The sequence below is a fragment of the Bordetella saccharivorans genome (assembly GCF_045862855.1).
Classification (GTDB): domain Bacteria; phylum Pseudomonadota; class Gammaproteobacteria; order Burkholderiales; family Burkholderiaceae_B; genus Bordetella_A; species Bordetella_A petrii_F.
On record NZ_BAAFZO010000001.1, the window covers coordinates 464439 to 487270 of the forward strand.

The 22832-nt window shown below is 70.2% G+C and carries 25 protein-coding genes; 9 read left to right on the top strand and 16 right to left on the bottom strand.

The features are described from left to right. Positions 1–72 precede the first annotated feature (72 nt). The 3 genes from ACKTT0_RS02195 to ACKTT0_RS02205 all read left to right on the top strand — a co-directional run bounded on the left by ACKTT0_RS02195 (position 73) and on the right by ACKTT0_RS02205 (position 4073). Positions 73–975 (top strand): LysR substrate-binding domain-containing protein, encoded by a 903-nt coding sequence (locus tag ACKTT0_RS02195; protein WP_407847730.1) that lies wholly within the window; start codon positions 73–75, stop codon positions 973–975. A 122-nt stretch (positions 976–1097) separates the two neighbouring features. Next, entirely contained in the window at positions 1098–2072 is a 975-nt protein-coding gene (locus tag ACKTT0_RS02200; RefSeq protein WP_407847731.1) for a Bug family tripartite tricarboxylate transporter substrate binding protein, read from the top strand. Between the two features lie 12 nt (positions 2073–2084). After that, a complete protein-coding gene (locus tag ACKTT0_RS02205; protein ID WP_407847732.1) occupies positions 2085–4073 on the top strand; it encodes an aconitase family protein in 1989 nt (662 codons plus the stop codon). Positions 4074–4077: 4 nt separating this feature from the next. Here the strand turns inward: ACKTT0_RS02205 and ACKTT0_RS02210 are convergent, their stop codons facing one another. Genes ACKTT0_RS02210 through ACKTT0_RS02220 form a run of 3 tightly spaced genes read right to left on the bottom strand, consistent with a single transcriptional unit; the run spans position 4078 to position 5781 of the window. Beyond that, the gene (locus tag ACKTT0_RS02210) at positions 4078–4638 is read right to left on the bottom strand and encodes an RraA family protein (protein WP_407847734.1); all 561 of its coding nucleotides are present in this window, start codon (positions 4636–4638) and stop codon (positions 4078–4080) included. Between the two features lie 40 nt (positions 4639–4678). Next, positions 4679–5209, bottom strand: coding sequence for a chromate transporter (locus tag ACKTT0_RS02215; protein WP_407847736.1), 531 nt, complete (start codon positions 5207–5209; stop codon positions 4679–4681). Then, the gene (locus ACKTT0_RS02220) at positions 5206–5781 is read right to left on the bottom strand and encodes a chromate transporter (protein WP_407847738.1); all 576 of its coding nucleotides are present in this window, start codon (positions 5779–5781) and stop codon (positions 5206–5208) included. The genes ACKTT0_RS02215 and ACKTT0_RS02220 overlap by 4 nt, the downstream gene beginning before the upstream one ends. Positions 5782–5960: 179 nt before the next feature. On the opposite strand from ACKTT0_RS02220, the gene ACKTT0_RS02225 reads away from it, so the two are divergent. The 3 genes from ACKTT0_RS02225 to hutG all read left to right on the top strand — a co-directional run bounded on the left by ACKTT0_RS02225 (position 5961) and on the right by hutG (position 8433). Further along, a complete protein-coding gene (locus ACKTT0_RS02225; RefSeq protein WP_407852372.1) occupies positions 5961–6779 on the top strand; it encodes an EamA family transporter in 819 nt (272 codons plus the stop codon). A 73-nt stretch (positions 6780–6852) separates the two neighbouring features. Further along, positions 6853–7557: an SDR family oxidoreductase gene (locus tag ACKTT0_RS02230; RefSeq protein WP_407847739.1), complete on the top strand. Its 705-nt coding sequence runs from the start codon at positions 6853–6855 to the stop codon at positions 7555–7557. An 81-nt stretch (positions 7558–7638) separates the two neighbouring features. After that, positions 7639–8433 carry an N-formylglutamate deformylase gene (gene hutG / locus ACKTT0_RS02235; RefSeq protein ID WP_407847741.1) on the top strand — a complete coding sequence of 265 codons (795 nt, stop codon included), beginning with the start codon at positions 7639–7641 and terminating at the stop codon, positions 8431–8433. A 10-nt stretch (positions 8434–8443) separates the two neighbouring features. On the opposite strand, the gene ACKTT0_RS02240 is transcribed toward hutG, so the two are convergent. The 4 genes from ACKTT0_RS02240 to ACKTT0_RS02255 form a co-directional block, all read right to left on the bottom strand. Then, entirely contained in the window at positions 8444–9271 is an 828-nt protein-coding gene (locus ACKTT0_RS02240; RefSeq protein WP_407847742.1) for an anti-sigma factor family protein, read from the bottom strand. A gap of 1 nt (position 9272) precedes the next feature. Continuing rightward, positions 9273–9785 (bottom strand): RNA polymerase sigma factor, encoded by a 513-nt coding sequence (locus ACKTT0_RS02245; protein WP_407847743.1) that lies wholly within the window; start codon positions 9783–9785, stop codon positions 9273–9275. A gap of 18 nt (positions 9786–9803) precedes the next feature. Further along, on the bottom strand, positions 9804–10184 hold the full coding sequence (locus tag ACKTT0_RS02250) for a COG4315 family predicted lipoprotein (protein WP_407847745.1): 381 nt from the start codon (positions 10182–10184) through the stop codon (positions 9804–9806). A 73-nt stretch (positions 10185–10257) separates the two neighbouring features. Further along, on the bottom strand, positions 10258–10740 hold the full coding sequence (locus tag ACKTT0_RS02255) for a YajQ family cyclic di-GMP-binding protein (RefSeq protein ID WP_407847747.1): 483 nt from the start codon (positions 10738–10740) through the stop codon (positions 10258–10260). A gap of 143 nt (positions 10741–10883) precedes the next feature. On the opposite strand from ACKTT0_RS02255, the gene ACKTT0_RS02260 reads away from it, so the two are divergent. Then, the gene (locus tag ACKTT0_RS02260; protein ID WP_407847749.1) at positions 10884–11351 is read left to right on the top strand and encodes a CopD family protein; all 468 of its coding nucleotides are present in this window, start codon (positions 10884–10886) and stop codon (positions 11349–11351) included. A 62-nt stretch (positions 11352–11413) separates the two neighbouring features. Here the strand turns inward: ACKTT0_RS02260 and ACKTT0_RS02265 are convergent, their stop codons facing one another. The 9 genes from ACKTT0_RS02265 to ACKTT0_RS02305 form a co-directional block, all read right to left on the bottom strand. Further along, positions 11414–12397 (bottom strand): IS110 family RNA-guided transposase, encoded by a 984-nt coding sequence (locus ACKTT0_RS02265; RefSeq protein ID WP_407847750.1) that lies wholly within the window; start codon positions 12395–12397, stop codon positions 11414–11416. 565 nt (positions 12398–12962) lie between these two features. Further along, a complete protein-coding gene (locus tag ACKTT0_RS02270) occupies positions 12963–13952 on the bottom strand; it encodes a Bug family tripartite tricarboxylate transporter substrate binding protein (protein ID WP_407847752.1) in 990 nt (329 codons plus the stop codon). 71 nt (positions 13953–14023) lie between these two features. Beyond that, positions 14024–15253: a pyridoxal phosphate-dependent aminotransferase gene (locus ACKTT0_RS02275; protein WP_407847754.1), complete on the bottom strand. Its 1230-nt coding sequence runs from the start codon at positions 15251–15253 to the stop codon at positions 14024–14026. A 42-nt stretch (positions 15254–15295) separates the two neighbouring features. Then, positions 15296–15646: a RidA family protein gene (locus ACKTT0_RS02280; protein ID WP_407847756.1), complete on the bottom strand. Its 351-nt coding sequence runs from the start codon at positions 15644–15646 to the stop codon at positions 15296–15298. Further along, entirely contained in the window at positions 15643–16566 is a 924-nt protein-coding gene (locus ACKTT0_RS02285) for an NAD(P)-dependent oxidoreductase (RefSeq protein WP_407847757.1), read from the bottom strand. The genes ACKTT0_RS02280 and ACKTT0_RS02285 overlap by 4 nt, the downstream gene beginning before the upstream one ends. Before the next feature lie 39 nt (positions 16567–16605). Next, positions 16606–17337 carry a GntR family transcriptional regulator gene (locus ACKTT0_RS02290; protein ID WP_407847759.1) on the bottom strand — a complete coding sequence of 244 codons (732 nt, stop codon included), beginning with the start codon at positions 17335–17337 and terminating at the stop codon, positions 16606–16608. Positions 17338–17358: 21 nt separating this feature from the next. After that, complete coding sequence (locus ACKTT0_RS02295; protein ID WP_407847761.1) at positions 17359–18153, bottom strand: amino acid ABC transporter ATP-binding protein; 795 nt, start codon at positions 18151–18153, stop codon at positions 17359–17361. After that, positions 18150–18815 (bottom strand): amino acid ABC transporter permease, encoded by a 666-nt coding sequence (locus ACKTT0_RS02300; protein WP_407847763.1) that lies wholly within the window; start codon positions 18813–18815, stop codon positions 18150–18152. The genes ACKTT0_RS02295 and ACKTT0_RS02300 overlap by 4 nt, the downstream gene beginning before the upstream one ends. Positions 18816–18827: 12 nt before the next feature. After that, a complete protein-coding gene (locus ACKTT0_RS02305) occupies positions 18828–19691 on the bottom strand; it encodes a transporter substrate-binding domain-containing protein (protein ID WP_407847765.1) in 864 nt (287 codons plus the stop codon). A 192-nt stretch (positions 19692–19883) separates the two neighbouring features. On the opposite strand from ACKTT0_RS02305, the gene ACKTT0_RS02310 reads away from it, so the two are divergent. Then, positions 19884–21545, top strand: coding sequence for a thiamine pyrophosphate-binding protein (locus tag ACKTT0_RS02310; protein WP_407847767.1), 1662 nt, complete (start codon positions 19884–19886; stop codon positions 21543–21545). Then, positions 21542–22810: an NAD(P)/FAD-dependent oxidoreductase gene (locus tag ACKTT0_RS02315; RefSeq protein WP_407847769.1), complete on the top strand. Its 1269-nt coding sequence runs from the start codon at positions 21542–21544 to the stop codon at positions 22808–22810. The genes ACKTT0_RS02310 and ACKTT0_RS02315 overlap by 4 nt, the downstream gene beginning before the upstream one ends. Positions 22811–22832 lie beyond the last annotated feature (22 nt).

Consider the following 22832-nt stretch of genomic DNA (forward strand, 5'->3'; position numbering starts at 1 on the left):
CGCCTTGGCATCCGGCCGGCGCGCCGCCCTGTAGTACGATGGCCCGCTACCGGTCGCCGGCAGGGGCCCGCCATGGAAAACATCCTCCGCAAACTCGACTTCACCACGCTGCGCCTGTTCGTCACCGTCTGCCAGGAGAACAGCATCGCGCGCGCAGCGGAGCGCGAGTTCATCGCGCATTCCGCCGTCAGCCGCCGCATCGCCGACATGGAATCGCTGGTGGGGCTGCCGTTGATTACGCGGCACACGCGCGGGGTCGCCATCACGCCGGCCGGCCAGACGGTGTTGCGCCACGCCCGCCGGATCATCGGCGACGTCGAGGCCATGGGTGCCGAGCTGTCGCGGCTGTACGCCGGCGTGAAAGGCCACGTGCGCGTGGTAGCCAACCTGTCGGCCATCGTGCAGTTCCTGCCCGAAGACCTGGCCGCCTTCCAGCGCCTGTTCCCCGAAGTCGACATCGACCTCGAAGAGCAGCACAGCCCCGACGTGCTACGCCTGGTGCGCGAACGGGCCGCCGACTTCGGCATCTGCAACCGGATCGCCGGCGCGCAGGGGCTGGAGCTGCTGCCGTATCGCCGCGACCGGCTGGCCGTCATGCTGCCGGCCGGCCATCCCAAGGCGGCGGCACGCCAGCTCAGCCTGCGCGATATCGCCCAGGAGACGTTCGTCGGCCTGCGCGAGAACAGCGCGCTGACGCAGTTGCTGGCCGCCCAGGCGCAGGCGCTGGACACCACGCTGGCCGTGAAGATCCGCGTGGCGAGCCTGGACGCCTTGTGCCGCATGGCGCATGCGGGGCTGGGCATCGCGATCATGCCGCAACAAGTGGCCGAACTCTATTTGCAGGCGCTCGATGTCGCGGTGCGGCCGCTGGCCGATGCCTGGGCGCAGCGCGAGATCTGCATCGTGCATTCCGGCGCGGCCCAGCTGTCGGCCACGGCCGGGGCGCTGGTGCGCTTCCTGACCCAGCAGCCCTGATGCCGCGTTTCGCGGCGGCCGGTGTGCCGAAACGGTACTTCGGCGCACCGCGGCGACTCTCTATATTGCCAACCCAGGCGTGGGCGCGCAGACCCCGCCACGAGAGCAATGGAGACAACGCAATGACCACAGCCAGATTCCTGGCGGGCTGCATGCTCGCCCTCGGCGCCCTGGGCCAGGCACTGCCGGCGCTGGCCGCCGGCTACCCCGAGCGCGCCATCCGCTTGATCGTGCCGACCTCGCCCGGCTCGACCGCCGATGTGGTGGCGCGGGTCGTCGCCGAGAGCCTGGGCAAGGAACTGGGCCAGGCGCTGATCGTCGAGAACCTGTCCGGAGCCGCTGGCATCCCGGGCACGCGCCAGCTGGTGTCGGCCCGGCCGGACGGCTACACGCTGGGCATGGTGTCGTCCAACCACGCCATCAACCCGAGCCTGTATCGCAGCATGCCCTACGACGCGGTGCGCGACGTCACCCCGATCTCCATCATCGGCACGACGCCGCTGGTGCTGGTAGTGGCGCAGGACTCGCCGTATCGCAGCATCGGCGACCTGCTGCAAGCCGCGCGGGCGCAGCCCGGCAAGATCAATTACGGTTCGTCGGGCACCGGCAGCGTGCTGCACCTGGCGGGCGAGCTGCTGAAGGCCAAGGCGGGCATCGACATGATGCACATCCCCTACCGGGGCGGCAATGCGCTCATCACCGATGTCATGTCGGGACAAGTCCAGACGGCGTTCCTGGCGGTGCCTTCGGCGGTGGCGCAGATCCAGGCCGGCCAGCTGCGCGCCCTGGCCGTCAGCACGCCGCAGCGCGTGCCGGTCCTGCCCGGCGTGCCGACGCTGGACGAGTCCGGCGTGCGGGATTATTCCTACGATGCCTGGATCGCCCTGATCGGCCCAGCCCGCCTGCCGGCCGATATCGTGCGCCAATTGCAGGCGGCGACGCAGCAAACCATGCGCGCGCCCCAGGTGACCGGCACGCTCGGACCGCAGGGCTTTGTTTCGCTGGGCAGCAGCACCCGCCAGGCCGACGACACGCTGGCCGCGGAGATCGCCAGGACCAGGACCCTGGTGAGCGCCGCGGGCATCGCCCCCGAATAACCACGGCACCCCATGAGCGAGATTTTTTCCGTAGACGAACCGGCGCGGCTGCTGTTGCTGTCGCGCGACCCCGCCCGCATCGCGGCGCAGCTGGCCGGCCAGGCGCTGGCCCTGTGCGACGCCGCGCCGCTGCGCGACGATATCTCGACCGACGAGATCACGCCGCTGCCGATCATGACGCATTTCGACGAGCAGCTGGGCCGCTATCCCTATACCGGCCTGCTGGTCGGCGGCGCACGCCCCATCGGGGTGGACGCCATCCGGCAGGCGGGCATCAACGTGATCGTGGCGGGCAAGCGCTATGGCAAGGGCTCATCGCGCGAGCACAGCCCCATGGCGGAAAAATCGGCCGGCGTGCGGCTGGTGATCGCCGAGAGCTTCGAGCGCATCTACCGGCAGAACGCCGACAACATCGGGCTGTACACCAGCACCGACCTGGGGCTGGTCGAGCGCCTGCGGCGCGGCGAGGCCATCGCCGTGGACGAACTGGTCGCCGGACGCGACGCGCTGGCGGCCACCATCGTGCGCGCCGGCGGCCTGCTGGCCTTCGGCCAGGCCGAGCTGCATGGCGGACAGCCCGCGCTGGCGCCGCGCGCGTCAGCGGCGGCAGAGCCGCCGCGCACCCTGTTCGAGAAAATCGTGCGGCGCCACCTGCTGGCGACCCCGGTCACGCCGGCCGATCCCGGCCAGGGCGACGGCGTGTTCATCCAGGCCGACTGGCGCTTCATCCACGAGTACTACACCGGCATGGCGGCGCACCTGCTGCGCGGGCGCTTCGGCCGGCAGCCGCGCCTGGCGGATCCGGCCCGCATCGTCGTGTTCGAGGACCACACCTCGTACGTGGAAGAAAGCCCCAATCACGTCCGCATGGGCATCGTCCCGCAGGTGCGTGCCATGTGCCAGGCGCAGAGGGACTTCGTCCGGGCCCACAGCCTGCGGCAGCACCGCACGCTGACCGAGGCCGAGGCCGCGCGCGACGCCGGCGGCAATGCCGCGGGCATTTCGCACGCCATGATGACCGAGCACTATGCGCTGCCGGGCCAGATCGTGGTGGGCACCGACTCGCACACGCCGCACAGCGGCGCCCTGGGCTGCGTGGCGTTCGGCGTGGGCACGACCGACATGGCCAACGCCTTCGTCACCGGCGCGGTCCGGCTGGCCCTGCCCGCCTCGCTGCGCGTGGAGCTCGCCGGCACGCTGCCGCCCGGCGTGACGGCCAAGGACGTGGTGCTGCACCTGCTGGCCCTGCCCGAGATCCGCGCCGGCGCGGGCGTCGGCAAAGTCTTCGAGTTCGTCGGCGAGGCCGTCGAAGCGATGTCCATCGACGAACGGGCCACCCTGACCAACATGACGGCCGAGCTGGGCGGCCTGACCGGCATCGTGGCGCCGGACCAGCAGACCCTGCGCTTCCTGCGCGAGCGGCGCGGCGTGGCGATGACGCTCGAACCCTGGATGCGCAGCGATCCGGACGCCGCCTACGCGGCGCGGCTGCGCGTCGATTGCGCCGCGCTGTCGCCCATGGTCGCGGCGCCGGGCGACCCCGGCAACGGCGTGCCGCTGGCGCAGCTGCGGGACCGGCCCCGGGTCGACATCGCGTATGGCGGCTCCTGCACGGCCGGCAAGCGCGAGGACTTCGACCACTACCACGAGGTGCTGGCCTGGGCGCTGGCGCGCGGCCTGCGCCTGCCGCCGGGCGTGACACTGTACCTGCAATACGGCACCACGGCCGTGCGCGATTACTGCGTGGCGCGCGGCTATCACCGCACCTTCGCCGCCATCGGCGCGCGCATCCTCCAGCCGTCGTGCGGCGCCTGCGCCAATTGCGGGCCGGGCTCCTCGACCGCGCCCGAGCAGATAACCGTGAGCGCCATCAACCGCAATTTCCCCGGCCGCTCGGGCCCGGGCAGTGTATGGCTGGCCAGCCCGCCCACCGTGATGGCCAGCGCGCTGGCCGGCGAACTGCTGTCGTACGCCGAACTGCGCGCCCGCCACGCGCCCTGACGCCTCAGGACGCGGGCGCCTGCGCGGTGTGGCGCCGCGCCATCAGCACGATGCCGTCGGTGTCGACGTAGGCCCAGTCGCCGTCGCGCACGTCCAGCCCATGCAAGGTGACGGCGTCGCGCGGCAGCGCGGGCGCCATGGCGGCCGGCCGGTTCGGCATGGCGCCCAGGGCATGCACGCCGAGCGGCAACCGCGCCAGCGTGGCGGTGTCGCGCACGTAGCCGTGGACCAGCACGCCGCTCCAGCCATTCTGCACCGCCATGCAGGCCATGCGGTCGCCGAAGACGGCATGCGCCGCGTTGCCCAGCGCATCCACCACCAGTACGCGCCCCGCCCCGGGGCCGGCCAGCACGCCGGCCAGCGACAGCGCCCCGTCGGGACCGGGCGCCGCGACGACCTGCACCTGCCCGAAGTACCACTCGCGGCCGCCATAGGAGCGGTACACGGGCGGCAGCACGCGCAGCCCGCAGGCGGGGTCGCGCAAGGCCGCGTCGCATAGATCGGCAGTGGACCAGGTGACGTCCGGCGCGTTGCCATAGCTGGGAGGGGTGAAGGAATCCGACATGGACGGGCCTTTGAGTGGTTGGCGGCGGGGCAGGCGCCGTTCAGGGCTGGCCGATGCCGGTGAGGCCGATCAGCGCGCCCACCAGCAGCATCCACAGCGGATGCACGCGGGTGTACAGCGTGGCCAGCGCCACCAGCGCCGTGATGCCGCCCAGCACCCAGGTGTGCACCGAGGCCTCGGTGATGAGCGCCGCGCTGGCGGCCATCAGCCCGGCGGTCATGGGAAAGATGCCGGCCTGCACCACGCGGCGCCAGGGCTTGTCCTTGAAGCGCTCCCACAGCCCCAGCGCGATGACGGCCAGCACCGAGGACGGGCCGAACTTGGCGATGGAAGTGACCAGCGCGCCTTGCCAGCCGGCCACGTGCCAGCCCACCAGCGTCACGATCATCAGGTTGGGGCCCGGCGCGGCCTGGCTCAGCGCGAACAGCGCGCTGAAGTCGGCGGCCGACATCCATTGGTGCACTTCGACCACCTGCCGCTGCATTTCGGGCAGGATGGTGTTGCCGCCGCCGAAGGCCAGGACCGACAACTGGGTGAAGATCGCCAGCAGCGAAATCAGCACCGGCGTCATCGCGTCGTCCTCCAGGTCAGGAAGATGCTGAGCGGCGTCAGCACCAGCATGGTCGGCAAGAGCGGCAGGCGCAGCACGGCGATGGCGACGAAGCACGCCAGCGCCACCGCGATGCCGGCCCATTTGCCGCGCAGCGGCCGCGCGATCTTCACCGCCATCGAAATCAGCAAGCCGGCGGCCGCGGCGGCCAGGCCGGCGAACAAATGCTGGATGCGCGGGTCGTCGGCATAGCGCTGGTACACCATGCCCAGCGAAATCACGATGAGCGAAGGCGCGGCGATCAGCCCCATCAGCGCCGCGAACGCCCCCTTGGGGCCGCGGAACTTCATGCCGAGCGCCACCGACATGTTGATGATGTTGCCGCCCGGCAGGAACTGGCACAGCCCCAGCAGCTCGGTGAAGTCCTCTGGCGACAGCCAGCGGTTCTTCTCGACCACCATGTGGCGGGCCAGCGGCAGGGCGCCGCCGAAGGCGCTCAGCCCGAGCCAGAAGAAACCCTTGAAGAGCGCCCAGGAAGTGGGCGGGGAAGCGAGAGCGGCGGCGTCGGGGCCGGCGGGAGGCGAGGCGTTCATGATGGGCGGCTGTTGACAGGGGCCAAAGCCTACTCCTGCGCGCGCCGGATCGCAATCGCCCGGCGCGCCTGCCGTAGAATGGCAGGCCAGCCGCCTTCTGCGGCCGCCCGCGCAGCATGCCCACCTCCGCCTCCCGCCTTTCCTCGCCGCTCTACCCCGTCGTCCTGCTGATGATCGCCATGGTCTCCATGCAGGGCGGTGCGGCGCTGGCCAAGAGCCTGTTCCCGGCGGTCGGCGCGCCCGGCACCGCGGCACTGCGCCTGCTGTTTTCGGCGTTGATGCTGCTGGCCTATTTCCGGCCGTGGCGCATCCGCCTGGCGCCCTCGGGATGGCGCCTGATCGTGGCCTACGGGCTGGCGCTCGGCGCCATGAACCTGCTGTTCTACCTGTCGCTGCGCACCATCCCGCTGGGCATCGCGGTGGCGCTGGAGTTCACCGGCCCGCTGGCCGTGGCACTGCTTGCCTCGCGGCGGCTGGCCGACTTCGGCTGGATCGCGCTGGCGGCGGCCGGCCTGTTGCTGCTGGTCCCGCACGGCGCCGACATCCGCACGCTCGACCCGGCCGGCATGGCCTATGCGCTGGCCGCCGGCCTGTGTTGGGCGCTGTACATCGTGTTCGGCCGGCGCGCCGCGCTGCGCCACGGCACGCACAGCGTGGCGCTGGCGGCCTGCGTGGCGGCCGTGGCGGTGCTGCCGTTCGGCCTGGCGCACGCCGGGCCGGGCATGTTCGCGCCCGCTATCCTGCCGCTGGCCATCGGCGTGGCGATCCTGTCCAGCTCGCTGCCCTACGCGCTGGAGATCACCGTGCTGGCCCGCATGCCGGTGCGCACCTTCGGCACGCTGCTCAGCCTGGAGCCGGTGTTCGCCGCGCTGTCGGGGCTGGTGTTCCTGGGCGAGGCGCTGACGCTCATGCAGTGGGCGGCCGTGGCGGCCATCGTGGCGGCCTCGGCCGGCATCACGGCGGGCAGCCGGCCCACGCCGCCCCGCCAGCCGGATTGACGCGGGTTTATGATGGCACCCACCGGCCGGCCGCGTCCCGGCCTGCTTCCCCATTTTCTCTACAGGAGCTGACATGTCCAATCAGAAAGTCGCGCTGATCACCGCCGGTGGCAGCGGCATGGGCGCCGCGGCGGCGCGCAAGCTGGCCGAGGACGGCTTCCAGGTCGCCATCCTGTCGTCGTCGGGCAAGGGCGAGGCGCTGGCCGCCGAACTGGGCGGATTGGGCGTGACCGGCTCGAACCTGGTGCCGGACGACATCGCCCGGCTGGTCGACGGCGCCATGCAGCGGTGGGGCCGCATCGACGCGGTGGTCAACAGCGCCGGCCACGGCCCGAAGGGCAAGCTGCTGGACATCCCCGACACCGACTGGCAGCTCGGCATGGAGTACTACCTGCTGAACGTAGTGCGCATCGCGCGACTGGTCACGCCCATCATGCAGCGGCAGCGCGCCGGCGCGATCGTGAATATCTCCACCTACGCCACCTTCGAGCCGGAAGCGCTGTTCCCCACCTCGGGAGTGTTCCGCGCCGGCCTGGCGGCCTTTGCCAAGGTCTATGCCGACGACTACGCCGCCGACAATATCCGCATGAACAACGTGCTGCCCGGCTTCATCGACAGCCTGCCCGAGAAAGACGACCGTCGCCGGCGCATTCCCATGGGCCGCTACGGCCGCGCCGACGAGGTCGCCGAGCTGATCGCCTTCCTGGCCTCGGACCGGTCCAGCTACATCACCGGGCAGAACATCCGCATCGACGGGGGCATCACCCGCTCGGTCTAGGGCCTGTGCCTTCTAAAAGGCGCGCCGGCCAGTCCAGGGCTGCCCGCCATCCCGCTTCCTTTCACCGCAACACCTGCAAGCATGACCACGCTTTATACCCTCGCCCGCGGCGACGCGCCGCTCGTCATCAACATCCCGCACGTCGGCACCTGGGTGCCCACCGAATTGCGCCCGCTCATGACCGCGCAGGCACTGGGCGTGCCGGATACCGACTGGCATGTGGACCGCCTGTACGATTTCGCGCGCGCCCGCGGCGTGACGCTGATGGCCGCCACCCATTCGCGCTATGTGGTCGACCTGAACCGCGATCCCGAAGGCGCCGCGCTGTATCCGGGCGCCTCGAACACCGAACTGTGCCCCACCGGCCGCTTCGACGGCGGCCCGGTCTGGCGCGACGGCGCGGCGGCCGACCCGCTGCTCGACGTGGCGGCCCGCCGGCGTGCCTACTTCGACCCCTACCATGCGCAGCTGCGGGCCGAACTGGACCGCGTGCACGCGCGGCACGGCTACGTGGTGCTGCTGGACGGCCATTCGATCATCTCGCGCTGCGCGCGCTTCTTCGAGGGTCGCCTGCCCGACCTGAACCTGGGCACGGCCGACGGCGCGAGCTGCGCCGCCTCGCTGCAGGACGCGGCGGCGCGCGTGCTGGCGGCCGCGCCGGCGTTCACCCAGGTGGTCAACGGCCGTTTCAAGGGCGGCTGGATCACCCGCCATTACGGCCGGCCGCAAGACGGCTATCACGCGCTGCAACTGGAAATGGCGCTCGAGGCCTACATGACCGAGGCCGAGCCCTACCATTGGGACCCGCAGCGCGCCGAACCGCTGATCGGCGTGCTGCGCGCGCTGGTCGACACGCTGCTGGCCTGGCGGCCCTGAGCCGCGCGGCTCAGCCCGCCGGGCGGCCATCCAGCTGCCGGTAGACCTCGGTGGACACACGCATCAGCTCGCCGCGCTCCACCTCGCCCGACAGCGCGTAGCCGAACTGGCCGTCGACCCAATAGAACACCCGCACCGGCCCGTCCTGGGCAAACTGGAAGGCGGTCTGGGCGCCGGCGGCTTCACGGGTGACATACAGGGTCAGGCGGCGCCCGTCGGCCGAGGCGTACATGAATTGCGCCACCGGCCCCTGCCCGCCAGGCAGCAGGCGGCCGCCCACCAGCGCATACCCGGCCCGCGCCAGCGCCGGCGCCCGGACCGGGGCGCCCAGCCGCTTGGTCAGCCAGGTGACCAGCGCCTGTTCCTGGTCGGCGCCGATCTCCACCGGCCGCCGCGCGTCGGCGGCGTACACCGCATGGGCCACGGCGGCACGGTGCGCGAAGCCCGCGCCGGCGGCCGCCACGGCCGCTGGCGGCGAGGCGGCCAGCGCGGCCCGGCGGTCCAGCTCGCCGCGCGCCAGCCATGCCGCGGCGGCGCTGCACAGGGCCAGCGCCACGCTCGCCGCCAGCGCCGGCCAGCGGCGCCGTCCCCTGGGCGGGGCCAGCGGCAACCGCAGCGGCAAGGGCTCGTCGGCCACCGGGCCGAGCCATTCGCGAAGGCGCCGGTTCTGTTCGCGCCAGGCCTGCACGCGGGCCCGCGCCTCGGCGTGCTGCTCCAGCCAGGCCGCCACTTCCGCCACGCGTTCGGCGGGCAACTGGCCGTCGGCATAGGCATGCAGGTCGGCCTCGGTGATCGGCGCGCCCGGGCCGGACATGGCGTGCAGCGTCTTGTCGTTCATGTCATTTGACCCGGTGGATGAGCGCGGCCGCCGGCCGTCCCGCCAACAGCGCGGCCAGCCGCTCGCGTGCCCGCGACAGGCGCGACATGACCGTGCCGATCGGCACGTCGAGCGCCAGCGCCGCCTCGCGATAGCTGAACTCCTCGACGCTCACCAGCAGGATCACGGCGCGCAGGTCGGGCGGCAATTGCTGCAGGCAGCGATCCAGGTCGCGCACTTCCAGGCCGTCGGCCTGGGTGGCCCGCACGGGGATCCCGTCCAGGTCGGCGTCGGCCTGCCAGTCGGCCTGGCGGCGCTGCGCGCGCAAGCCGTCGATGAACTGGTTGTGCATGATGCCGAACATCCAGGCCCGCAGCTCGCCGCGCCGCTGCCAGCGCGAGAAGCGGCTCCAGGCGCGTTCGAGCGTGTCCTGCACCAAGTCGTCGGCGCGCTCGCGGTCGCCCGTCAGCCCGCGGGCGTAGCGCCGCAGGCTGGGGATGCAGGCGACGATCAGCGCCTCGTCGTCGGCGCGCATGCGGGCGGCCGCCCGGGCTCAGGGCTTGACGATATGCCAGACTTCCTTGACGTTGTCGCCCTGCTTGTCGCCGGGCTTGGCGTCCTTGACGAACAGGTACAGCGGCTTGCCCCGGTAGGCCCACTGCTTCGAGCCGTCGTCGCGCGTGACGATGCTGTAGTCGCCTTGCGCCTTGGCGTCGGCCGAGGCGGCCAGCGGCGGCCAGGCCTTGGCGCACTGGTCGTTGCACACGCTCTTGCCGGCGCTGTCCTTGTCGAAGGTATAGAGGGTCATGCCGGACGGGTCGACCAGCATGCCGTCCTGGGTCTTGACGGGCGCCTGGGCATGGGCGGCGGCGGCGAACAGGGCGCAGGCCGCCAGGACGGCGGCGTGGCGTGCGGTGGCGATACGGATGGTCATGGTGGGCTCCTGAAAAAGGGATACGGCACTGCTACAGACGTCCGCCCTGCCCGACTTATTCCATCCGGCCGGCTCAGTCGCGGAAGTTCTGGTACTGCAGGGGCAGGTCCACGTCGGTCTTGCGCAGCAGGGCGATGACCTCTTGCAGGTCGTCGCGCTTTTTGCCGCTGACGCGCAGCTTGTCGCCGTTGATCTGGGTTTCCACCTTGAGCTTGGCGGCCTTGACGGCGGCGATCAGCTTCTTGGCCACCGGCTGCTCGATGCCCTGGCGCACGGTGATCTTCTGGCGCGCCCCGCCCAGGTTCTCGAGCGGATCGGCGACTTCCAGGCAGCGCACGTCGATGCCGCGCGCCGACAGGCGGCCGCGCAGGATGTCGAGCATCTGCTTGAGCTGGAAAGCGCTGGGGGCGGTCTGGGTGACCACGAAGCCCTCGAGCTCGAACCTGGCGTCGGTACCCTTGAAATCGAAGCGGGTGGCCAGTTCGCGATTGGCCTGGTCGACCGCGTTGCTGAGTTCGTGTTTGTCCACTTCGGAAACCACGTCGAAACTGGGCATGGCCTGCAACCTATGAAAAAAGTCAATCAACGGCGGCCCTCCTGCCGCCGGCGCATGCTCCAGTTTATGTCGATTTCGGGGCCGCGGCGATATCATCGGGGCTGGGCGGCGCGCTCCCGGCGCCGCCGCTTCCGGGAATCGCCATGTTCTACAACGTCCTGAAGTTCGCGCACCTGCTGGCCATCATCGTCTGGGTCGGCGGCATGATCTTCGCGTACTGTTTCCTGCGGCCGGCGGTCGCGGCGCTGGAACCGCCGCAGCGGCTGCGCCTGATGCAGGACGTGCTGGGCCGCTTCCTGAACGCCGTCTTGTGGGCGGTGGTGGCGGCCCTGGCCAGCGGGGCCTGGATGGTCGGCCGCTCGGCGCGCCAGGCGGCCGAGTCGGGCGGCAATTTCCACATGCCGCCGTCCTGGATGGCGATGGCGGTGCTGGGCCTGCTCATGACCGCCATCTTCGGCCACGTCCGCTACATCCTGTACCCGCGCCTGGCGCGCGCGGCCCAGGCCGGGCAATGGCCCGCCGCCGGCGCCGCGATGGGCGCCATCAAGACCTGGGTGGGCATCAACCTGGCGCTGGGCCTGCTCACCGTGGCGGTGGTCATGCTCGGCTGACCGCCGCAGCCGGCCGTGGGCCGGCAGGCCCGCAGGCGTCTCTGCAGATACCGTCTCGGCAGTCAAGCATTTAAAGCGTAGTCACTGCGGTAGGGGGTGCGGTTTTTGAGCACGCCGAAGCACAAGTGAGTGAGCTTTCGCATGGCCGCGCCCAGCGCGGCCATCTTGCTTTTGCCGGCCTTGAGCAAGCGGGCATAGAGCTGCTGCACGTGCGGATTACGCCGCACGGCCACGATGGCAGCCATGTAGAGAATGGCCCGCACCTGAGCCGGGCCGGCCTTGGACAGCCGCGCTCGGCCGCACAGGCTGGTCCCGGACTGGCGCTGCACCGGCACCACACCCAGGTAAGCGGCCAACGCCCCTGGCGAGTCGATACGCCGGTTGTGCATGATCGACAGGATGGCATTGCCTGTTTGCGGGCCGATGGCCGGGATGCTGGTCAACAGCTCGCGATCTTCTTTCAGGTCCGGATGACGATCGATATGGTCGTCGATCGCACGCTCCAGGCGCTTGAGCTGCTCGCGCAAGAACGCCACGCTCTCGCTGATCGAGCCCGTCACCAGTTGCGGCGAGCGGCCGAACTGGGCCTTCTCCTGGCGGTTGAGTTCTCGCTGCAAATCCTGAACCAGCGCCTCGCGCCGAGCCAGCAGCGCGCGCAACTGCCGCGCGTGCAGCGGCGCAGGCTGCCAGGCCGACGGACGCAGCACCTGGCCATAGCGTGCCAGCACGTAGCTATCGATTCCATCGGTCTTCGAGCGCACCGCCAGCGCACCCGCAAAATCGCGAGCCTGCGCCGGGTTGATCATCGACACCGTCACCCCCGCATCGTGCAGCGCGGTGCCGGCCTGCTCGTGATACGGCCCGGTCGGCTCAAGCACGGCATGCAACTGCTCGGGCTGCGCGCCCTGCTTGGCGCACCAACCCAGCAACAGCCGCACCCCGGCCGCCGTATTGGGCACCACCTTGGTCTTGCGCTTGGTCCCTTCGGCGCTCAACAGCGCGCAATCCAGCTTCGCCTTTGAAACATCAATTCCCAGAAAAAACATAGACTTGGACTCCTATTGACGCTGCCTCCAAGCCCACTGCGCCCACTTGCCTTGTACATCCAGGGTCTCCAAGCCCTTCGCTACCGTCCAGTGTCCAGTCGGCTCTCAGAGGGAGGATCCGGCGCTTAATCTGTAGGAGAAAGTCTCAAGCCTTCGGTGTCTGAACAAGCTCACCAGATCCGCTAGTGGGGATAGCTAATCACCACTGCGCCCAAGATACAAGGTGTCTGACACCCCATGCGGCACTGTGCGCCAGCACGCGGTCTCGCCAGGGGGTGTCAGACACCTTCCCTGCGACACTGCCACAGGTGTCTGACACCCCATGCGGCACTGTGCGCCAGCACGCGGTCTCGCCAGGGGGTGTCAGACACCCTCCCTGCGACACTGCCACAGGTGTCTGACACCCCATGCGGCACTGTGCGCCAGCACGCGGTCTCGCCAGGGGGTGTCAGACACCTTGCCTGCGACACTGCCACAGGTATCTGACACCCCATCCGGCACTGTGCGCCAGCACGCGGTCTCGCCCCGGGGGTGTCAGACACCTTTTCTTAGCCGGCCGCGGCGGTCAGTCCACCCGCGCGCCCGACTGCTTGACCACTTCCGCCCAGCGCTTGATGTCGGCCTTGTGCACGCGCTCGAAGGCCGCGGGGCTGGGATCGGCCGGCGGGGTGATGCCCTGCGAGTCGATCAGCCAGCGCTGGAACTCGGGCTTGGACATTTCCTTGATGACGGCGTCGCTGAATCGCTTCTGGATATCGGCCGGCAGCTTGGCGGGGCCGAACAGGCCATACCAGGTGCTGCTTTCATAGCCCGGCAGGCCGCAGCCCTCGGCCACCGTGGGCACGCCGGACAGGGCTTCGAGCGGCTTCGAGGTGGTGACGCCCAGGGCGATCACCTGGCCGGACTGCACGGCGGCGATGCTGGGCGCGCTCTGGTTGAAGAAGAAATCGACCTCGCCCGACAGCAGCGCCGTCATGGCCGGGCCCTGCCCGCGATAAGGCACGTGCATGATCTGCACCTTGGCCTGGTTGGTGAATTGCGCGCCGGCCAGGTGGCCGGAGGTGCCGTTGCCGGTGGACGAGTAATTCATCTTGCCGGGATTCTTGCGCGCCAGCGCGATCAGGTCCTTGCAAGTCTTGATATCCGGGTGCTTCTTCGGGTTGACCAGCAGCACGTTGGGCACGTCGCCCAGCAGCGCGATATGGCTGAAGTCGTCCCATACGTCGAAGCTCAGGCTCTTGTACAGCGCGGCGTTGATGGCATGCGTGCCGGCCGTGCCGAACAGGAACGTATAGCCGTCGGGCGCCGCGCGCGACACCACGTCCGACGCCACATTGCCGCCCGCCCCGGTGCGGGCTTCGACGACCACGGGCACCCCCAGCGTTTCGGTCAGGCCCTGGCCCAGCTTGCGGGCGTACAGGTCGACCCCGGATCCGTTCGGGAAGCCGCCGACGATCGTGATGGGCCGCGACGGCCATTTGTCCTGCGCGGCGGCCGGCACGGCGGCCGCCAGGCTGGCCGCGGCCAGGGTGGCGATGCTCAGGATACGCAACATGGTTTATTCCCCTTGTGTGAAGTTGGTGCTGCGATATGCCGCCCGCCGTGGCGGGCGGCGGTTTGTGAAAATCAGCGCAGTTGCGCCACCGCCCGGCCGATCCGTTCCAGGGCGGCCTGCAGCTGCGCCTGCGAGGTGGCATAGCTGATGCGGAAGTACGGCGCCAGCCCGAATACCGTGCCCGGCACGACGGCAACGTCGTGCTCGTGCAGCAGATATTGGCAGAAGTCGGCGTCGGTCTCCAGTTTGCGGCCGCCGGGCGTGGCGCGGCCCAGCACGCCGGCGCAGCTGGCGTAGGTGTAGAACGCCCCTTCGGGCCGGCGGCAGCTCAGGCCGTCGATGGCGTTGAGCCCGTCGACCACCAGGTCGCGCCGCGCCTGGAACGACCGCCGGCGCTCGGCCAGCACGTCTTGTGGGCCGTCCAGCGCCTCGATGGCGGCCGCCTGGCTGACCGAGCACGGGTTGGAAGTGCTCTGGCTCTGCACCACCGCGATGGCGCCGATGAGCTCTTTCGGCCCGCCGGCGTAGCCGATCCGCCAGCCGGTCATGGCATAGGCCTTGGACAGGCCGTTGATGGTCAGCGTGCGCGCCTTCAGGCGCGGCTCCACCTGCGCCATGGTGCGGAACGCGAAGTCGCCGTAGACCAGGTGCTCGTAGATGTCGTCGCAGATCAGCCAGACATGCGGGTGGCGCAGCAGCACGTCGGCCAGCGCGCGCAAGTCGGCCTCGCCATAGGCCGCCCCCGTGGGGTTGGACGGCGAGTTCAGCATGACCCAGCGCGTGCGCGGGGTGATGGCGCGCTCCAGGTCGGCCGGGTCCATGCGGAAGCCGTTGTCTTCGCGGCAGGCCACTTCCACCGTCTTGCCGCCGGCGATGGCGATCATGTCGGCATAGGAGGTCCAGTACGGCACGCCCACCACCACTTCGTCGCCCTCGTCCAGCGTGGCCATCAGGGCGTTGTGGATGACCTGCTTGGCGCCGGCGCCCACCGTGATCTCGTCCAGGCGGTACGACAGGCCATTGTCGCGCTCGAACTTGCGCGCGATGGCCGCCTTCAGGGCCAGTGTGCCGTCGAGCAGGGTGTACTTGGTCTCGCCGGCGCGGATGGCGCGCATGGCGGCTTCCTTGACGTTGTCCGGCGTGTCGAAGTCGGGCTCGCCCGCCCCCAGCACGATGACATCGCGCCCTTCGCGCTTGAGCTGGGCGGCCTGCGCGCCGATGCGCAGGATCTCGGACACCGCGATGCGGGCGATGCGGCCGGCGCGCCGGAATGCGGGCGCCGGGGATTGATCGGTAGACATGCTTGCTGTTGATCCTTGTTCAGTGAAAGAAGCCGGCGCCGCCTACAGCGCGGCCGTGACCATGATCTCGACCAGGATGTCGGGCGCGGCCAGCTCGATGGCACCGCAGCAGCGCGCCGGCGCCTGGCCGGGCACGATCCAGGCATCGTAGACCGAATTCATGGCCTGGAAGTCGGCCATGCTCTTGAGCCAGATCGTCACGTTCAGCACCTTGGACTTGTCGGTGCCGGCGGCCGCCAGCATCTCGTCCACCTTGGCCAGCACCTGGCGGGTCTGGCCGGCCGCGTCGGCGCCGCGGTCGTCGGCGGTATGGCCCGCCAGGTACACGGTGCCGTTGTGGATCACCGCGCGCGCGCGGCGGGCATTCTGGTCCAGCCGGGTGATGGCGCTCATTGCTGAACCCCCTGGCCGGAGATGCGGCGGCAGTGGTTCAGCGCCGCCTGGATCAGGTTGTCGCTGGCCTCCGGCGTGCGGAAAGCCGAATGCGCCGACAGCGTCACGTTGTCCAGGCGCGTCAGCGGGTGGTCCTTCGGCATGGGCTCGGTGACGTACACGTCCAGGCCGGCGTGGCCCAGCTTGCCCGATTCCAGCGCCGCGATCATGGCCGCCTCGTCGACCAGCGCGCCGCGCGCCGTGTTGACCAGGATGGCGCCGTCGCGCATGCGGGCGATGCGCTCGCGCGAGATGATGCCGCGCGTCTCGTCGGTCAGCAGCAGGTGCAGGGACACCACATGGCTCTGCGCCAGCAGTTCGTCCAGCTCGACGAAGCGCACGCCGGGATGCGTCTTGGGGCTGCGGTTCCAGGCGATCACTTGCATGCCGGCGCCGCCAGCCAGTCGCGCCACCTCGGCCGCGATGCCGCCGAAGCCCACCAGCCCGAGCGTCTTGCCGGTCAGTTGCACGCCGTCCGAGCGCAGCCAGTTGCCGGCGCGCATGCCGCGGTCCATGCGGCCGAAGCCCTTGGCCGAGGCCCACATCAGGGCGAACGCGCATTCGGCCACGGCGGTGTCGCCATAGCCCTTGATGATGTGCACCTGGATGCCGGCCTCGGCCAGTTCCTCGGGATTCATGTACGAACGCGGCCCGGTGCCGAGGAACACCACGTGCTTCAGGCCGGCGCACTGGCGCGCGATGTCGGTCGGCAGGTGGGTATGGTCGATGATGGCGATCTCGGCGTCGCCCAGCACGCCCGGCAGCTGGTCGGACGTGATGTCGGGCTGGCGGTTGATGGTCAGCGGCAGGTCGTCGGCGCGGTGCAGGCGCTCGGCCACGGCCGACAAAGTGGGGTTGGCATCGACAAAGATAGCTTTCATGTGGAAGGGATCCTGGGTGAGGGTTCGGAACAAAAGAGCTCAGGAAGAAGCGGACGCGGCGGCCGGCTCGAGCAGGCGCGATTCCGCATAGTCCGCCAGGGCATTGCCCATGTAGATCTCGGCGTAGCCGGCGCGGGTCAGTTCGACCACGTGGTCGAGGTGCTTGTCGATGTGCTGGCTCATCAGCGCCTGCACCGCGGCCACGTCGCGCGCCTGCAGGGCGCGCACGATATCGGGATGGTCGTTGCGGGTCTGGCTGCGGCGCGCCTTCAGGTCGATCCAGCGGGGGAAGCGGATCCGCTCATTGATGGAGCGCACCGACCGCACGAACTCGGGGTTGTCGGCCAAGGCCGCCAGGCGTTCGTGGAACGCCTCGTCGCGCCACAGCAGGTCGAGCGCCTGCGCGTCGGTGTCGACCTCGTCGCGGCTGCCGGCCACCGACGCGGCCAGGTCGGCCAGCGCCTGGTCCGAGGCGCGCGCGCAGACCAGCCGGACCACGCCCAGCTCGACGGTGGCGCGATACTCGTACAAGGCCATCAGCTGCCTGGCGTCGAGCGGCCGCACCGTGTAGCCCCGGTTGGGCGTGGCCACCAGGAAACCCTCGGCCGCGATGCGGTTCAGCGCCTCGCGCACCGGCGTGCGGCTGACCCCGAGCTGGCGCGCCAGCTCGAGTTCGTTGACGCGCTCGCCGGGCCGCAGCCGGAAGGTGGTGGCCATGGCCTTGATGCGGTCGTATACCAGGGCCGGGGAGGCGGGCGGGGCGGAAGTCATGGCAAGCACCAGAAAGCGGCCTCAGGCGGGCCCGGCGGCATGGACCGCCTGGCCATGGTGGAACCGCTGCAGGAAGGACTTGAGGCGGTCGTTGCGCGGCTGGCGGAAGATCTCCGCCGGCGTGCCGATCTCGGCCATGACGCCGTCCAGCATGAAGCCGACCCGATCCGACACGTCCGCCGCGAATGCCATCTCATGCGTTACCAATACCATGGTCATCCCGTCGGCCGCCAGTTCCTTGATGACGCCCAGCACCTCGGACACCAGTTCGGGATCGAGCGCCGAGGTCACTTCGTCGAACAGCATGACAGCGGGCCGCATGGCCAGCGCCCGGGCAATGGCGACCCGCTGCTTCTGGCCGCCGGACAGCCGGCTGGGATAGGCGTCGACCTTGTCGGCCAGGCCCACCTTGGCCAGCAATTCGCGCGCCAGCTCGCCCGCTTCGGCGCGGCTCATGCCCTTGACCTGCATGGGCGCCTCGATGACGTTCTGCAGCACTGTCATGTGCGGGAACAGGTTGAAGTGCTGGAACACCATGCCGATGTCGCGCCGCAGCGCCGCCAGGCTGGCGTCGCCGGGCGGCCGGTGGCCGGCGTCGAAGTCGAAGGCGTGCGCGCCCACCGCCAGGCGCCCCGACTGGGGCATTTCCAGCAGGTTCATGCAGCGCAGGAAGGTCGACTTGCCCGAGCCGCTGGCGCCGATCAGCGTCACCACTTCGCCCTTGGCGACGTCCAGCGACACGCCCTTGAGGACATGGTGGCTGCCGAATGACTTGTGGATGGCGGCCGCCTGCAGGATGGGGGTGTCCGGGTTCATCGATGCGCTCCCATGCGGGCTTCCAGGCGCTGCGCCCCCAGGGTCAGCGGGAACAGCACCACGAAATACACGACCGCCACCACCGTATAGGTTTCCAGCGGCCGGTAGATGGCGGCGGTGATGACCGAACCCTGGTACAGCAGGTCGCCCACCGCCACGGTGGATACCAGCGAGGTGTTCTTCAGCTGCAGCACCGTCTGGTTGATGAAGGACGGGATCATCACCCGCACCGCCTGCGGCAGGATCAGGCGCCGGAAAATGCGGCCGCGCCGCATGCCCAGCGCGCGGCCGGCCTCCCACTGGCCGCGCTCGACCGCCTCGATGCCGCCGCGGAAGATCTCGGCGTAGAAGGCCCCGCCATACAGCGACAGCGTCAGGAAGCACGCCATGCCGGGCGACATCTCCACCTGGATCAGCACCGGCAGCGCGTAGTACATCCAGACCAGTTGCACCAGCAGCGGGGTGCAGCGGAACACCTCGATGTAGGCCACCACCGGCACGTTGACCCAGCGCGGCGCATTGGTGCGCAAGACGCCCGCGACCAGCCCGATGACGAGCCCGGCCAGCGCCGTGGTGACGGTGAACACGATGGTGATCCACAGCCCCTTCCAGAGCAGGCCGGTATAGGGCGCCAGGGCCTCGAAACTCCATGCGTACTCCATGGCGCGGCCCGCTCAGAACTGCACTTCGGGCGGGATGTCGTCTTCCTGCACGTCTAGCTCGGCCAGGCTCTGCAGGAACCATTCGCGAGTCTGCGCCATCGAGCGGTTGTAGTCGGCCCAAACGCTCAGGAAGTCGCGCCAGCTCGGGTCGGCCTCGCGGCGCACGGCGATGTTGGTCGGCAGCGTCAGGATCGGGCGCGGGATGCCGATCTCGCCCAGCGCCGGGTTTTTCTTCAACATGGGCAGCGCCAGGATAGCCAGCACCACATTGCAGTCGGCGCGCCCGGTGGCCACCGCCAGCACCGCCTCGTCGCGCGTCTTGAATGCCAGGATGTTGGCGCGCGGCGCATAGCGGCGCGCGATCAGTTCGTGCGCCGAGCCCATGTCCACCGAAATGCGCACCTCGGGCTTGTTCAGGTCCTGCCAGGTGGCGGGCTTGGCAAAGCCCTTGCGCGTGACGGCGGTGAACGAATGCACCAGGATGGGCGTGGCGAAATCCACCATCAGCGCCCGCTCCGGCGTGGGATTCACGGCGAAGGCCAGGTCGATCTTGTTCGATTGCAGATCGAGGATCTGGTTGCCCCAGGTGGTTTCCACCGTCTCGACCTTGACGTTGAGGATGCGGGCGATATCGGCGGCCATGCTCAGGCAGGCGCCGGACCAAGTGCCATCGGCCAGGTTCTTGGTGAAGTACGGCGCCTGCCCGACGATCACGCCCATGCGCAGGGCCCCCGCCTTGCGCACCCGCTCCATGGTGGAGCCGGCGGCGGGCGCGGCGGGCGCCGCCTGGGCGGAGGCGCGCGCGGGCAGCCCGGCGGTGGCGGCCGTGATGGCACCCAGCAGGGCGGCATGACTCAACATCTCTCGGCGCTTCATATATAACCCCTTGAATTTTCAGTTGAAATAAACGATTCCCAGCTGCCTTGCCGGCCAGGCTCGCCTGGCAGATTGCACACGAATGTGTAGACATATGATGAATATTGTTTTGTATACAGTCAAGTGTTATGCTCCGCCGTGTCGGGCGCCATCGTCTGCGCGCCCTCCTTCCCATACGGCGAGAGACCGCACATGACCACCGGCCTTCCCGTCCGCACCGGCGGACAAATCCTGATCGATCAATTGCGCCGCCAGGGCGTCGAGCGGGTCACCTGCGTGCCCGGCGAAAGCTACCTGGCGGCCCTCGACGCGCTGTATGACAGCGGCGTCGATGTCGTCATCTGCCGCAATGAAGGCGGGGCCGCGATGATGGCCGAGGCCTACGGCAAGCTCACCGGGCGACCCGGCGTGTGCTTCGTCACGCGCGGCCCGGGCGCCACCAATGCCAGCCACGGCGTGCACATCGCCATGCAGGACTCCACGCCCATGCTGTTGTTCATCGGCCAGGTCGACCGCTCCATGCGCGAGCGCGAGGCCTTCCAGGAAGTGGACTACCGCGCCATGTTCGGCGCCATGGCCAAGTGGGTGGTGGAAATCGACCGCGCCGAGCGCATTCCGGAACTGGTGGCGCGCGCCTACCGCGTGGCCATGCAGGGCCGCCCCGGTCCGGTGGTGATCGCGCTGCCCGAAGACATGCTGGTGGACACTTGCGCCGTGGCCGACGCGCCGCGCGTCGAGCCGGCCCAGGCCTGGCCCGCGCCGCACGACCTGCGCGCGCTGGAAACCATGCTGGCGCAGGCCCGCCGCCCCATCGCCATGCTCGGCGGCTCTGGCTGGGACGAAACCGCCTGCCGCCAGTTCGCCGATTTCGCGCAGCGCGCGGGCTTGCCGGTGGCCACCTCGTTCCGGCGCGCCTCGCTGTTCCCGGCCGACCACCCCTGCTATGCCGGCGACCTGGGCATCGGTCCGGACGTCCGCCTGAAGGCGCGCGTGGCCGAGGCCGACCTGATCCTGCTGGTGGGCGGGCGGCTGTCGGAAATGCCGTCTTCCTCGTACACCCTGCTGGACGTGCCCGTGCCGCGCCAGCAACTGGTGCACGTGCACCCCGGCGCCGAGGAACTGGGCCGCGTCTACCAGCCGGCGCTGGCCATCCAGGCCGGGCCGCGCGCCTTCAGCGCCGCGCTGGCGGAACTGGCCGTGCCGGCCGCGCCGGCCTGGCAAGGCAGCGCCGAGCAGGCGCACGCCGACTACCTGGACTGGACCGAAACGCCGCGCACCCTGCCGGGCGACTTCCAATATGGCCAGGCGCTGGCCTGGCTGCGCGAGCGCCTGCCGCGCGACACCATGGTCTGCAACGGCGCGGGCAACTATGCGGGCTGGCTGCACCGCCATCACCGCTTCCACGCCTTCGGCACCCAGTTGGCGCCCACCAGCGGCTCGATGGGCTATGGCGTGCCAGCCGCGGTGCTGGCCAAGCTGCAGTTCCCGCAGCGCACCGTGCTGGCCTTCGCGGGCGACGGCTGCTTCCTGATGAACGGCCAGGAGTTCGCCACCGCGGTGCAGTACGATGCCGCCATCATCGTCATCGTGCTGGACAACAGCCAATACGGCACCATCCGCATGCACCAGGAACGCGACTACCCCGGCCGGGTGGTGGGCACGCAATTGCGCAACCCGGATTTCGCCGCCATGGCGGTGGCCTTCGGCGGACATGGCGAGCGCGTCGAGCGCACTGAAGATTTCGCGCCCGCGTTCGAGCGCGCCCTGGCATGCGGCAAGCCCGCCATCCTGCACTGCATGCTGGATCCGCGCGCCCAGTCGCACGCGCGCGACTTCGCCCCGTCCGCCTCATGAGCGCCGCCTCGCACGTCGTCGTGATCGGCGCCGGCGCGGTGGGAGCCGCGACCGCCGTCCAGGCCCTCAACGCCGGGCTGCGCGTCACCCTGGTGGAATCCGGCGAACCGGGCGGGCGCCAGGCCGCCAGCTACGGCAATGCCGGCTGGCTGTCGTCGCACTCGATCCTGCCGCCGGCCGCGCCGGGGGTGTGGAAACAGGTGCCCAAATGGGTGCGCGACCCGCTCGGGCCGCTGGCCGTGCGCGCCGGCTACTTGCCGCGCGCCCTGCCCTGGCTGGCGCGCTACCTGGCCGCGGCCTGGACCTGGCCGCGCGTCGAGCGCACCGCCCATGCCCTGCGCACGCTGCTGGCCGACGCGCCGGCGCTGCACCAGGCGCTGGCCGCCCAGGCCGGCGTGCCGCACCTGATCGAACAGCGCGGCCTGCTGCATGCGTATTTGTCGGAACAGCAGTTCCGCGCCGACGCGCGCGCCTGGGAGATCCGCCGCCGCGAAGGCATCCAGTGGCAAGAACTGGACGCCGCCGCGCTGCGCGCGCGCGAACCGGACCTGCATCCGCGCTACACCTTCGGCGTGCTGGTGCCCGAGACGGGCCATTGCCGCGACCCGGGCGCCTACGTGGCGGCGCTGGCGCGCCTGGCCCGATCGCTGGGCGCCGACCTGCGGCGCACGCGCGCCACCGGCTTCGCCATCGACAACGGCCGGCTGCGCGCGGTGCGCACCGCCGATGGCGACATTGCCTGCGACAAGGCCGTGATCGCCGCCGGCGGACACTCGCGCGAGCTGGCCCGCCAGGCCGGCGACCGCGTGCCGCTGGGCGCCGAGCGGGGCTACCACGCGGTGGTCCGGCAGCCCGAGGCCGGGCCGCGCACCTCGACAATGTTTGCCGACTGCAAAGTGGTGGTCAACGCAATGGAGCCCGGGCTGCGCGTAGCCGGCCAGGTCGAAATCGCCGACATCGACGCCGCGCCGGACTGGCGCCGCGCGCACATCGTGCGCGACCTGCTGCTGTCGATCTATCCGTCGCTGCCCGACCCGCTGCCCGAAGAGCGGGTCGAATACTGGCAAGGCGCGCGCCCCAGCATGCCCGACGGCCTGCCCTGCATCGGCGCGGCCTCGGCCAGCGCCGACATCGTGCACGCCTACGGGCACGGCCATACCGGACTGGTGGGCTCGGCCCGCACGGCCGAGCTGGCCGTGCAGTTGCTGCAGGGCCGCCCGCCCGCCATCGCGCTGGCGCCGTTCGACCCGCGCCGCTTCGCGTGAACCTCAACTCTCATTGCGCAAG